Genomic DNA, 13008 nt, shown 5'->3' with positions numbered 1-13008 from the left:
GGTCAGTGGTCATCGGTCCCCCAGACCGTGGAGCAGCGAGAACTCGCCTTCGGTGAGACCGCCGTCGAGGATCTCGTCGCACAGCAGGTCGCGGGCATCGGGTCCGGGCGGCGTCTCGAGTCCGAGGCGGCTGAGGACGAGGGTCAGGCAGGCGCGCACCCACAGGTCCTCGCGCCACCACCGGGCGCCGGGTCCGGGGGTGTTGTGCGTCCACAGCGCCAGGGCCGCGGCCCCGGCGTAGCAGAGTTCGTAGCGCTGGGCGAGGTCGAACGCCGCGGCGGAGGCCCTGCCCGGGCTTTCGCGGCGGGCGCCGATCTCCTGGTGCAGCCGCGCCGATTCGGCGGCCAGGGCGTGGGCCGCGGCCGTGATGTCCTCGCGTCCCCGTTCACCGGCCCGCCGGGCCAGCTGCGGCAGCGACTGCACGGCGGTGCACCCGCCTGCGCTGATCAGGGAGAGCAGGCCCGGGTCGAGCTCGGGCTGCGGCCCGTGGATCCGGGCGGCGGCCGCGAGCCCCTCCTCGTCCCGGGCTTGCGCCGCGTGGGCGCGGGCGAGCAGCGGGAACGCGGTGATCAGCGCGTGCCGGTTGACGGCCGTGCTGCCGTCGAAGACGGCGACGATGCGGTGGTCCCGGTCGAGCTTGGCGAACGCCCCGTCCTCCGTGTGGGAAGTCAGGAAGCCGCGCACTCCGAGCAGGTCGGCGAGGGCGTCCACCGCGCGCTGCACCGTCGTGGGAACGAAGGCCTTGGTGACCGCCGCGAGGACGGAGAGCTCACCGGTGAGGGTCTGGGCGGCACGCGCGGAGAGCACGGCGACCGACTCCGCGAGCAGGAACGCGGCGGCGGCCTCCCCCAGGACGCGGCGCACGCGGGGCAGCTCGCCGAGCTGGTGTCCGTACAGGGGCCGGTCGGCGAGGAAGCGCACGGCGATCGGGAGCGCGTGGTCGGCGGCGCCCAGCGAGAGCGAGGTCGAGAAGATCCGGGTGAGCTGGAGCGATTTGAGCACGACTTCGAAGCCGGAGTCGGCCCGGCCCACGAGGGTGGTTTCCGGGACCCGTGCGCCGGTGAACTCGATGCCGCTGATGTCGGCGCCGCGGATGCCGTGGGTCCGTTCCTTGGGGAGGGCGCGGTGGGTTTCGGCAGGCAGGGTGTCCTTGTCGACGAGGACGAAGCCGAAGCCCCGGGGTCCGCCTTCGGACCGGGTACGGGCCAGGACGCAGGCGAACCTGGCCCGCGTGGCGTTGTTGATCAGCCACTTGGCACCGTCGAGGCGCAGCCCGCCGCGGGCGTGCGGCCGTGCGGTCAGCCGGCCGGCGAGGAGGTCGCTGCCGCTGCCCGCCTCGGTCAGCCCCCAGCAGACCTCGGCGCCGGCCAGGATCTCCGCGGCCAGGCCGGCGGCCTGCGCCGGGGATCCCGCCACCCACAGGGGCATGGCGCCGAGGGAGGTCTTTCCGTGGGCGATGGCGACGGTCAGGTCCCGGCGGGCGACCGTGCGGACCACGGCCATCAGGCCGTCCAGGCCACGCAGTTCACCACCGTGGCGGCACGGTACGTACTGCGCGGGCACCCCGGCCTCGTGGAGCAGCCGGTACGCCGCCGCGGGGAACTCCTCCGCCTCGTCCAGCCGGGCGAGCTCGGCCGGGTCGAAGGCCCCGCCCGGGGCGGCGGCCCGGGTCAGCAGCTCGTCGAGGAGGACCTCCGGGCGGGGTGCGCGCGGCTCGGCCGCGACGGCACCGACCGGTACGGCACCGACCGGTACGGGGCCGGCGGGCGGGGGACCCGGGAGCGTCATGCCGCACGCCCCCGCTCCGTGAAGCGGGTGTCGAACTCCGCGAAGAGCGGATCGATCGCCCCGGACAGGAAGAGCTCCCGCATGGCCGCGCGCTGCACCTTGCCGCTGGTCGTCCGCTGCACACCGGCCCGGCGGACCAGCAGCACCCCGGCCGCGCGTACGCCGAACTCCCGGGAGAGGGTGTCGCGCATGGTGCGCACGAGCGCCTCGGCACGGTCCGGCGAGGGGCGGCCGCGCACCTCCTGGAGCACGATGAGGGCCTCGTCCTGGAGTTCGCCCTCCTCGCCGGCGGGCACGGTGAACACCGCCCCCGGAAGTCCGTCCAGCTCGGCGTGGTGGTCCCGCAGCGCGTACTCGATGTCCTGCGGGTGCAGGTTCCGCCCGTTGATGATCATCAGGTCCTTGCGCCGCCCGGTGACGTAGAGCTCTCCGTCCAGGAAGGCGCCCAGGTCGCCGGTGCGCAGGAACGGGCCGTCGCCGTCCTCGGTGTAGGCCTGGAACACCTCCGCGGTCGCCTCCGGGTTGCCCCAGTAACCGCGTGCCACGCTCTCGCCGCGGAGCCAGATCTCCCCCACCGTGCGGTCGGGCTGTTCCCGGTGGTTCCCGGGGTCCACGATCCTCGCTTCGAGGTCCCAGACCGGACCGTTGCTGGGCAGGGCACGGGACGGACGGCCCGGCGCCGCGCGGCGCAGCTCCCCGCGTTCGAGGGCCGCCGCGTCCAGTTCGGCGACGACCTGTTCGCGCCGGGTCGCGCCGGAGACGAAGACGGTGCTCTCGGCGAGGCCGTAACAGGCTCCGAACGCGTCCGGGCGCAGGCCCGCCGCGGCGAACCGCCGGGTGAACTTGCGCATGGTGGAGACCTGCACGGCCTCCGCCCCGCTGAGCGCGTAGCGCCAGCGCGAGAGGTCCAGGGTCGCCAGCTGCTCGTCGGTGACCTTCTCGGTGCACAGCTGGAAGGCGAAGTTCGGGGCGGCCGAAAACTCCAGGTCGTAGGTGTCGACCAGCTTCAGCCACTGATAGGGCCGCTTCACGAAGGAGATGGCGGACATCAACACGACCGTGCTGCCCATGGCGAGGGGCAGGAGCGTCTGGGCGATGAGACCGAGGTCGTGGTAGAGGGGCGCCCATCCTCCCGTCCTGACGGGCTCCGTCGCGCCGAAGGCGTGCGCGATCGCCGCGATGTCGTGCAGGAGGTTGCCGTGGGTGACCTCGACGCCCTTGGGGTCGCTCGTGGAACCGGAGGTGTACTGGAGCATGGCGGTCGTCGACCGGTCGGCCGGCGCCAGCGGTTCGCTCGCACCGTCGGCGTCCTCGAAGGTGTCGGAGGCAAGGACGGTCAGATCCGGTATTCCGGTGGACTCCGCCCAGTCCCGCACCGTCTCCAGGTTCGCGGCGTCGGTCAGCACGATCGAGACCCGGGTGTCCCGGACGATGGAGGTGACCCGCTTGCGGTCCTGCTGGTAACTGCCGGGCATCGGCGCCACCACCGCGGGCATGCCCGCGTACAGACATCCGGCGAAGGCCTCGACGCACTCCGTTCCCTGCGGGTACAGCAGCAGCACGCGGTCGCCCAGCGCCGCGCGGGCGCGCAGGGCCCGGGCGATGCCGCTCGCCCGCCGGTCGAGCTGCGCGTAGGTCAGGGTGTGCGCGTCGCCCGTCTGCGGGCCGCGTACGAATACCGCGGCGTCCTGATCGGCCCGCTCAGAGGCGTGCTGGCGCAGAAGGGCGCCCAGTGACGACGCCCGCGCCAGGTTCTCCATCATGTCGTGACCCACTGAATGCCTCTCCGTACCGGTATCAGCCCGACGAGGGTCCGGGCAGCGCCCCGGCTCTTTCCTCGGTCTTCTGGGTTTTCTGGATTTCTGGGGTTTCCTGTGTACCCGGGTTTCCGGGGCATCCGGGAGTACCCGGGTTTCCGGGGGTTCCCCGGGCCGCGGGATTCGGATTCTCCGCGCCACGGGAAAGGAAGCGAGGACCACGAACCGGCCTCCGGCGGCGGCCACGAAGGGCCGCACCGGAGGCAGCGCAGGACGGCGCCCCTGATCGACTGAGGATTACCGGAACATCAGGAGGCTCAGGCTCCGCAGCCCACCGGAATGCATTCCGCAGCCGGCCCGAATTCATCGCCTTCCCTGAGCAGGGTGTGGCCGAGATCCGTCAGCGAATGCAGTACCGCGTTGAGCTTGCGCCGGCTGGTGATCAGACCGGCTTCGCGGAGCACCGCGGTGTGCTGGCTGGCAGCTGCGGCGGAAATACCCAGCCTGCGGCCGAGCTGGGTCGTGGTGCGGCTTTCCGTGAGCGCGAGGAGGACCCCCGCACGCGTACGCCCCATGAGCGCGCCCAGCGCCCGGCCGGACTGCTCCGAATCGCCCCAGATCGTCGCCGCGGTCACGGCTTCGAGCGGCACCGGGTACACCAGGACCGGCGGGGCGCCGGACCCGCCCGACCCGGTGTAGACCACCGGCCGACTGTGCAGGAACAGCGAGGGCACGATCAGGAGGCCCGCACCCTCGGGGTGGATCTCCGCGTCCAGTCCGTTGTCGAGCTCCAGTACGGGGGAATGCCACGCGATGCGCCCGTGCAGCGTCCCCAGCAGTGCCTCCACGCCGCCACTGAGGAAGATCCGGCTGCGGTGGTCCGCGTCGGCCCGCAGGTAGGCGTTGATGCGCTCCCAGTACGGAGCGATCGCCGAGGCGTAGAAGTCGGTGTCCAGGATGTTCTCGGAGCTCCCGCGCTGCCGGGGGATCCTGCCGTCGGCCTGTGCGAGCAGGTCCAGGTGGTCGGGGACGGGGGGCCTCGGCGGCAGCCGCAGCGTCGTCTTCTGGCTCGCCAGATCACGCCAGCGCCCGAACACCGTACCGCCGCTCCTGCGCCGCAGGAGGTCGGCGCCCAACGCCGTCTCGACCGCCGGATCTCCGGCCGGCGCGATGGTGATGCGCGTCAAATCTTGGACGGTAAAACGAACCCGCTGCACTGATCCCCCCGTAGATCAAAGACAAAGCCCTGCCGTCTCTGCGAGTTCGGCGGAGCTTTTCGGAGTATCGGCCGCCTACATCGGGCCCGCAATGAGTTTCAGATCATGGTGAATGACGGCTGGAGGGCGACTCGCGACGTGACGGACGGTAGCGACATGATTCCGTTCGGTGCTTCGGACGCTTTCCTACCTTGCCCGGCAAGCGGTCGACACGCCCCGAACTGTCTGGATCTCGCCCATCTTCACGCTTCCCCCGCATACCTCGGGGACTTTCACCGGAGCCTGAAAACCTGCACGGCGCCACGAGGACGCAATTAGCATCCCCACGATGCCGAAATCAGGAGTGGCCCCTACCCGGCCGACCGAATGGAAATCGGCACCCGACATCACCAGGGGGAGATTCAGGTGACAATTGAAAGCGCCTACGGTCGGCGCAGGATCTCCATATTCGACGCCACCCTGCGCGACGGGGAACAGGCCCCGGGCAACGCCATGTCTCCGGAGCAGAAGCTCCCGCTGGCGCTGGCGGCGGAAGCATACGGTGCCGATATCATCGAGGCCGGATTTCCCGGTTCCTCTCCCGCCGACGCGGAGGCGACCCGGCTCATCGCCGAGTCGCTGACCACCGCGCGGTTCGCCACCTTCAACCGCGCGTCCACCGTCGACGTACGGAAGTCCATGGAGGCCGGGGGCGCCCGACCCAATCACCAGGTGCAGATCTGCGGCACGGGCAGCGACCTCCACCTGGAGCACAAGCGCGGGATCACACGCGCCGAGTCGGTCCAGGAAGTGCGCGACGCGATCCGGCTGGCCGTCGAACTCGGTGCGACCGACGTCTCCTTCGGCGTCGAGGACGCGAGCCGCGGCAGCAAGGACCACATCGAGGCCCTGGTCACCGCGGCCGTGGAGGACGGTGCCACCACGGTCATCCTCGCCGACACGACGGGATGCGCGACGCCGCAGGAGTACGGAGACCTGTGCGCGGCGGTGCGGTCCTGGATCGGTGACGACATCGTGCTGTCGACGCACTGCCACGACGACATGGGGCTCTCCCTCGCGAACGCCCTCGCCGGGATCCAGGCGGGCGCCGACGAGGTGCAGGCCACGCTCGGCGGAATCGGCGAGCGGGCGGGGAACACCCCGCTGGAAGAGCTCGCCTCCGTCCTGTCCCACAAGGGCGAGCAGTTCGGCGCCAGCGTGGAGCTGAAACTGAACGGCCTGTACCCCGCCTACCTCCTGCTCGCCCAGACCATCGCACTGGCGCCGCTGCGCAACAAGTCGGTCTTCGGGGTCAACGCCTTCGCGACGGAGGCCGGGATCCACCAGGCCGGCATCCTGAAGAACCCCATCAACTACGAGTACCTGGACCCGCACCTCTTCGGTCGCGACCGCCAGCTCCTCGTCGGCCGGCACTCGGGCAGGTCCGTCCTGCGCTACCTGCTCGACCGCATGGACCTGCCCGCCGACGAGACGCTGGTGCAATCCCTCTACGAGGAACTCGTGGAGTCGCGGCCACCGGGCGAGGCGGACGAGCTGAACGACCTCGCGCAGCGTCTTGCGGTCCGCTTCGACGAGGCGGGGGCCCGGTGAAGCAGCCCTCGACCCTCGTCGACAAGTTGTGGGACGCCCATGTCGTCCAGCGGGAGGAGGACGGCGCCGACCTGCTGTACGTGGACCTCCACCTCGTGCACGAGGCCACCTCCGCGCAGGCGTTCGACGGCCTCGCGCAGGCGGGCCGCCGGGTCCGGCGGCCCGACCTGACACTGGCGGTCGAGGACCACAACGTCCCGACCGACTCCCTGCTCATCACCGACCCGGTGGCCTCCCTCCAGGTCGAGACGCTGCGGAAGAACTGCGCCGAGCAGGGCATCCGCCTCTTCAGCCACGGCGACGCCCAGCAGGGCATCGTGCACGTGGTCGGCCCCGAGCTGGGCATCGTCCTCCCCGGTATGACCGTGACCTGCGGCGACAGCCACACCTCGACGCACGGCGCCTTCGGTGCCCTGGCATTCGGCGTCGGCACCAGCGACGTCGAGCACGTGCTCGCCACCCAGGTGCTCGCACTCCAGCGCCCCCGGACGCTGGCCGTCGAGTTCGTCGGCGCCGCGCCTGCGGACGTGACGGCCAAGGACCTCGCCCTGGCGGTCCTGGCCGAGCTGGGCGCCAACGGAGCGCACGGACACGTCCTGGAGTACCGCGGTCCGGCGATCCGGGCGCTCTCGATGGAGGGCCGCATGACCCTCTGCAACATGAGCGTCGAGGCCGGCGCACGGGCCGGTGTGATCGCCCCCGACGAGTCGACCCTGGACTACCTGCGGTCGCGCCCGGAGAGCCCCCGGGGCGAAGCGTGGGACGAGGCGGTGGCGCACTGGAACGGGCTGCGCACCGACGAGGGAGCGGTGTTCGACCGGACCGTCGTGATCGACGCCTCCTCGCTCACCCCCTACGTCACGTGGGGAACCAACCCGGGCCAGGCCGTGGGCATCGGCGGCCGCGTGCCCGACCCCGAGCTGCTCGCCGACCCGGCGGAACGCGCCGTGGCGCGCAAGGCGCTGGAGTACATGGACCTCACCCCCGGTACCCCGATGCGTGACGTCCGCGTGGACTCGGTGTTCCTCGGCTCCTGCACCAACGGCCGGATCGAGGACCTGCGCGCCGCCGCCGAGGTGCTCCGGGGCCGCACCCTGGCGCCCGGCCTGGACATGCTCGTCGTACCCGGCTCGATGGAGGTCCGCCGGGCGGCGGAGGCCGAAGGGCTGGACAAGGTGTTCACGGACGCGGGCGCGCAGTGGCGGTTCTCCGGCTGTTCGATGTGCCTCGGGATGAACCCCGACCGTCTCACCTCCGCGCAGCGCTGCGCCTCCACCTCCAACCGCAACTACGAGGGGCGCCAGGGCACGGGGGCACGGACCCACCTGGTCTCGCCCGTCATGGCAGCCGCGACCGCCGTCACCGGGCGGCTGACCTCCCCCGCCGATCTCGACTGACCGCTGCGGACAGGCAACAGGAACGAGGAACCATGGACGCGCTCACCGAGCACACCGGCACGTGTGTGCCGCTGCGCCGCAGCGACGTGGACACCGATCAGATCATCCCGGCCCGACACTGCCGGAGGCTCACCAAGACGGGGTTCGAGGACGCCCTCTTCAACAGCTGGCGCAAGGATCCCGGGTTCGTGCTGAACGAGCCCGCGCGCGCCGGGGCGAGCATCCTCCTGGCCGGCCCCCACTTCGGTACGGGCTCCTCCCGCGAACACGCGGTGTGGGCACTGCGGGACTGGGGTTTCCGGGCGGTGATCGCCCCCAGCTTCGGGGACATCTTCCTGCGCAACGCTCTGCGCAACGGGCTGCTCGCCGTGCGGCTCCCGCAGGACGCCGTGGACGGGCTGCTGGACCGGGCCGAGGCCTCGGCCGGCTTCGAGCTGACGGTCGACCTGCAGGAGCAGCGCGTGGTGGACGGCGAACGGCACTGGCCGTTCGACGTCGCCGCCCGCGCCCGCTGGCTCCTGCTCAACGGTCTCGACGACATCGAGGTGACCTTGAAGTCCCACGAGACGATCACCGCGTACGAGCAGCGACGGCCGCACTGGATGTCCAGGCCGTCCGGAGCCGCCCTGTGAAGCGCATCGCCGTCCTGCCCGGTGACGGGATCGGGCCCGAGGTCACCGCACAGGCCCTGCGCGTCCTGAAGGAGGTCGCGCCGGACATGGAGACCGACGTACTCGGCCACGTCAACGCGGACACCTATCTCGCGACCGGAACGGCCCTCGGCGACGAGGACTTCGCCCGCGTCGCCGACAGCGACGGCGCGCTGCTCGGCGCGGTGGGCGACCCCCGGGTCACGAACCCCGCCTATGCACGCGACGTCCTGCTGCGGCTGCGGTTCGACCTCGACCTCTACGTCAACCACCGTCCGGCCAAGCTGTTGCACGAGCGGCTCAGCCCGCTGCGCGACCCCGACCGCAGGGCCATCGACTGCACCGTCATCCGCGAGAACACCGAAGGGCTGTACTCGGGCATCGGCGGGACGCTGCGGGTCGGCACCCCGCACGAGACGGCCGTCGACACCGAACTCAGCACCTACCGCGGGGTGAGCCGGGCGCTGGAGTTCGCCTTCGCCCGCGCCACCACATCGGTCTGCCTGGTCGACAAGGCCAACGCGGTACCGAACAACGGAGCCCTGTGGCAGCGCTGCTTCCGCGAGGCGGCGCAGCGCCGGCCCGACCTGGCCACCCGGCACCTCTACGTCGACGCAGCCGTGATGCACCTCGTCGACGACCCGACCGCGTTCGACGTGATCGTCGCCAACAACTCCCACGGTGACATCCTCAGCGATCTCACCGCCCAGCTCGCGGGGGGCATGGGGACCGCCGCCTCGGCGAACCTCAACCCCGAAACCGGCTTCGCGCTCTGCGAGCCGGTCCACGGGTCCGCCCCGGACCTCGCGGGCACCGGCACTGCGAACCCGCTCGCGGCGATCCTCAGCGCGGCGCTGCTGCTGGACTGCGCCTCCCGGCCCGCCGAGGCCACGGCGGTGCGGGACGCGGTGGGCCGGACCCTGTCCAAGCGGCTCTGCACCGCCGACCTGGGAGGAAGCCTCACCACCGCCGAAGCCGGGAACGCGGTCCTCGCCGAGCTGTCCTGACCGGACGGCCGGCGAGGCCCCCGGCGGCCCCCGCCGGGGGCGCACACCCGACCCCGGCCAAACCCAGACAAGAGGATCGCGTTGGACTTCGGCCTGTTCTACTTCGCCAACAATTCCGCCGGGACGAACGGCTACCGGCTGCTCCTCGAAGGAGCCCGGTTCGCCGACACCCACGGGTTCACCTCCGTGTGGACGCCGGAACGGCACTTCCATCCGTTCGGCGGCGCCTACCCGAACCCGGCCGTCACCGGAGCGGCCGTCGCGACGGCCACCGAGCGCGTACAGATCCGCGCGGGCAGTGTGGTGGCGCCGCTGCACCACCCGCTGCGCATCGCCGAGGAGTGGTCCGTCGTCGACAACCTCGCGGGCGGCCGGGTCGGACTGTCCTTCGCCTCCGGCTGGCACGCCGCGGACTTCGCGCTCGCCCCGCACAACTACGAGGACCGCAAGAACGTACTGGCCCGCACCATCGCGGACGTCCGCGAGCTGTGGCGCGGCGGCACCCTCGAAGTGGCCGACGGCGGCGGGGAGAAGCGCCGGCTGCGCGCCTACCCCGACCCGGTGCGCCGCGAACTGCCGGTGTGGCTGACCGCCGCGGGCAATCCCGACACCTTCCGCGAGGCGGGCGAGATGGGGGTGGGCGTCCTCACCCACCTGCTCGGCCAGACGGTCGAGGAACTCGCCCAGAAGATCGCCCTCTACCGCGAGGCCCTGCCCGAGGAAGCCCGTCCCGGTCATGTGGTGCTCATGCTGCACACGTTCCTCGGCACCGACCGCGAAGCGGTCCGCGAGGTCGTGCGCGAACCGTTCAGTGCCTACCTGCGCAACTCCCTCGGGCTGCTCCTCAAGGCGGCCGGCGACATCATGCCCGACCTGGACCCGGAGGACCTCACCCCGGACGACGTGGACTTCCTGGTCTCACTGGGGTTCGAGAAGTACTTCGAGACCGGTGGCCTCTTCGGTACCCCCGAGGAGTGCGCCGAGCTGGTGCGCACGGTGCGGGCGGCCGGTGTCGACGAGGTGGCCTGCCTGATCGACTTCATCGACGACGCCGACACGGTGCTCGGCGGACTGGAACACCTGGACCGGCTGCGCCGTCTCGTGGCCTGACGCGCGGCGCGCAGGCGGTACGGAGCGACGAAGGCTCCCGATGGACCTCCCGGCAACGGGCCCGGTCCGTCGGGAGCCTTTTCGCGCATCCCCGGGCGGGCCCGGGGAGCCCGGCCCGCGGCACCCCTCCAAAGGGGCGGCGCCGCGGGCCGGGCCCTGCGAGGGCACCCCTCAGGACGCGTCCGTCCGGGAGCCCTCCGCCACCTCGATCCCGATGAGGCCGACCGCCTCGTCCAGTACGGCGGCCACCTCCGACGGGGCCCGACCGCCCGCGATCACGTGACCCAGCCTGTCGTAGGCGCTGCGTGCGGGGCGCACCGACTGCCCGGGCCGCCTGGTGAACCTGACCTGTTCGACGCCGCCGACCTGCGCGGCCTCCTCGGTGCCGGTGGCTCCCGTCAGCACGCCCTCGCGTCCCGCCAGCAGGAACCTGATTCCGGCGTACCCCTCACGGCTCGGCACGAGGTGCGGACGCAGGCCGACCGATGCGCGCAGCTGCTGCTCCAGCAGGTCGACTCCCGTGGCGACGCGTATCAGTTCGGGGATCATCCCGCCGGCCAGCCGGGGGTTGATCTCGATGATCACCGGCCCGTTGGCCCCCATCCGGACCTCGGTGTGGGTGGGACCGGCTTCCACACCGCAGCCGGAGAGCGCCGCGGCCACCAGGTCGACCACCGCGACGTCCTCGTCCGCCTCCAGGTCCGCCGGGAAGACGTGCCCGTTCTCCACGAACCAGGGCGAGCCTCCCACGCTCTTGCGCGTGACCCCCACGCATTCGTGCACGCCGTCCCGGCTGAACATCTCGACACTGAACTCGGGGCCGTCCACGAACTCCTCGACCAGGACGGTGCGCGCGGTCGGCATGCCCCGGACGTTGGTGGTGATGCCGAGGATCAGTTCCACCTGCGCCCGGGCCTCCTCCGGCGTGCGGCAGAGCAGCACGTTGCTCGACGCCGAGTCGTCGACCGGCTTGACCACGCAGGGAAGACCGACCGCCGCGACGGCCGCCCCGACCTCGGCCGGGTCGTCGACCGCCACGAATGCCGGCTGCGCCACCCCCTCGCCGGCGAGCCGCGTCCGCAGCAGGGACTTGTTGCGGCAGATGGTCACGGCCTCCACGGGGTTCCCGGGCAGGCCCAGCCACTCCGCGATGTCGGCGACCAGCGGTACGTAGAAGTCACTCGTGGTGGTGACCCCGGCGATCTCCTCCCGCGCGAAGTTCTCCTGGACGGCGGCCCGGAGTGCGGCCGCCGAGTTCGTGTCGCACACCACGATGTCGCAGCCGGTGTCCTCGACCCCGGCGTAGCGCCCGGCGTCGTTGGTCAGCAGTACGGGCCGCAGGTCGAGCCCCGCCGCCGACCGCATCGCCATCATTCCGGTCCCCGTGGTGTTGGACTCGACGAACAGCAGGTGCTGGGCCGTGTCCACCGCGCCCTTGGTGACCGCCCTCGACCAGGAACGTACGGGGGTCCCGTAGTCGACCGCCTCCGGGACGAGGGACAGCGTCATCTCGGCGAGGCCCTTCTCGGCCCAGTAGTCGGGGTCGTGCACGGTGTCCGCGTAACGGTCGCCCCGGTCGGGGAAGATCCCGACGATGCGGCTGCCCGGACGGGCCCGGGCAGCGACGTCCCCGAGCACCCGGTAGACGGAGCCGGAGGTGTTTCCGGCGAAGATCTGCTGGTCGCGGGCGAGCGCGTCGGCCGCCTCGAAGGCCTCGCGGTCGTTCAGCCAGTGCACCTCGTCGATCACCCGCCTGTCGAGGTTCTTCGGGAGCAGGCTGTTGCCCAGTCCGCTCTGGAGCCTCTTCGGCTCGTCGGGCTGCTCGAAGAGGGCGCTGCCCACGCAGTCCACCCCGACGACCCACAGATCGGGCTGCAGGCGTCGCAGCGCCCGCGCCGACCCGCACAGGGAGCCGCCCGAACCGACCGCGCCGACCAGTGCGTCGACGCGGCCGAGGTCCTCCGTGAGTTCCCGCGCCAGCTCCCGGTAGGCACCCGGATTGTCCGGATTGCTGTACTGCTGCGGCCAGAACGCGCCGGGCATGCTGCGTATCAGCTCGTCCAGGCGCTCCAGCCTCGCCCCCTGCCACCCGCCCTGCTCCGTCATCTCGGTGACGATGTGCAGATGGCATCCCAGGGCCCGCAGTTTGGCCTTGGTCACCCCGTCGATGCGCGGGTCGGTGACGATGTGGACCTCGTGGCCGAGGGCCCGGCCGACGAGTGCGACGCCGAGCGCCATCGTGCCCGAGGAACTCTCGACGATCGGTGCGCCGGGGGCCAGTACCCCCCGCTGCCGCGCCTGGCGGATGACGTGCCGGGCCACGCGGTCCTTCATCGCGAACGGATTGGCAAGCTCCAGTTTGGCGTACACCTCCACGCCCTGCGGGGCGTCGATGCGCAGCCGCACGAGCGAGGTCAGCCCGATGGCCTCCAGCATGCTGCCGTGGATCACGGCTTTCCTCCCGTTCTTCCGGTGCGGCAGCGAACGTGCCG

The 13008-nt window shown here is 71.7% G+C and carries 9 protein-coding genes; 5 read left to right on the top strand and 4 right to left on the bottom strand.

Annotated elements, in window-relative coordinates:
- Window positions 1-9: 9 nt before the first annotated feature.
- The 3 genes from OG447_RS10850 to OG447_RS10840 form a co-directional block, all read right to left on the bottom strand.
- A complete protein-coding gene (locus OG447_RS10850; protein WP_266936277.1) occupies window positions 10-1788 on the bottom strand; it encodes an acyl-CoA dehydrogenase family protein in 1779 nt (592 codons plus the stop codon).
- Complete coding sequence (locus OG447_RS10845) at window positions 1785-3563, bottom strand: fatty acyl-AMP ligase (RefSeq protein ID WP_266936276.1); 1779 nt, start codon at window positions 3561-3563, stop codon at window positions 1785-1787. Before OG447_RS10845 ends, OG447_RS10850 begins: the two co-directional genes overlap by 4 nt.
- Before the next feature lie 299 nt (window positions 3564-3862).
- The gene (locus OG447_RS10840; protein ID WP_266936275.1) at window positions 3863-4732 is read right to left on the bottom strand and encodes a helix-turn-helix transcriptional regulator; all 870 of its coding nucleotides are present in this window, start codon (window positions 4730-4732) and stop codon (window positions 3863-3865) included.
- 435 nt (window positions 4733-5167) lie between these two features.
- Between OG447_RS10840 and OG447_RS10835 the strand changes: the two genes are divergently transcribed.
- The 5 genes from OG447_RS10835 (at window position 5168) to OG447_RS10815 (ending at window position 10516) form a co-directional block, all read left to right on the top strand.
- Window positions 5168-6352 carry a LeuA family protein gene (locus tag OG447_RS10835; protein WP_266936274.1) on the top strand — a complete coding sequence of 395 codons (1185 nt, stop codon included), beginning with the start codon at window positions 5168-5170 and terminating at the stop codon, window positions 6350-6352.
- Window positions 6349-7749: a 3-isopropylmalate dehydratase large subunit gene (leuC, locus tag OG447_RS10830; RefSeq protein WP_266936273.1), complete on the top strand. Its 1401-nt coding sequence runs from the start codon at window positions 6349-6351 to the stop codon at window positions 7747-7749. Before OG447_RS10835 ends, leuC begins: the two co-directional genes overlap by 4 nt.
- A gap of 32 nt (window positions 7750-7781) precedes the next feature.
- Window positions 7782-8381, top strand: coding sequence for a 3-isopropylmalate dehydratase small subunit (gene leuD / locus OG447_RS10825; protein WP_266936272.1), 600 nt, complete (start codon window positions 7782-7784; stop codon window positions 8379-8381).
- A complete protein-coding gene (locus OG447_RS10820; RefSeq protein WP_266936271.1) occupies window positions 8378-9406 on the top strand; it encodes an isocitrate/isopropylmalate dehydrogenase family protein in 1029 nt (342 codons plus the stop codon). Before leuD ends, OG447_RS10820 begins: the two co-directional genes overlap by 4 nt.
- 81 nt (window positions 9407-9487) lie before the next feature.
- Window positions 9488-10516, top strand: a complete 1029-nt coding sequence (locus OG447_RS10815) for a MupA/Atu3671 family FMN-dependent luciferase-like monooxygenase (RefSeq protein ID WP_266936270.1) — start codon at window positions 9488-9490, stop codon at window positions 10514-10516.
- A 171-nt stretch (window positions 10517-10687) separates the two neighbouring features.
- On the opposite strand, the gene OG447_RS10810 is transcribed toward OG447_RS10815, so the two are convergent.
- Window positions 10688-12967 carry a pyridoxal-phosphate dependent enzyme gene (locus tag OG447_RS10810; RefSeq protein WP_266936269.1) on the bottom strand — a complete coding sequence of 760 codons (2280 nt, stop codon included), beginning with the start codon at window positions 12965-12967 and terminating at the stop codon, window positions 10688-10690.
- Between the last annotated feature and the right edge of the window lie 41 nt (window positions 12968-13008).

The organism is Streptomyces sp. NBC_01408, from assembly GCF_026340255.1.
In the GTDB taxonomy this organism is placed as follows: domain Bacteria; phylum Actinomycetota; class Actinomycetes; order Streptomycetales; family Streptomycetaceae; genus Streptomyces.
Note: the sequence above shows the minus strand (reverse complement) of the source record. Positions and strands in the feature narration are given on the sequence as shown.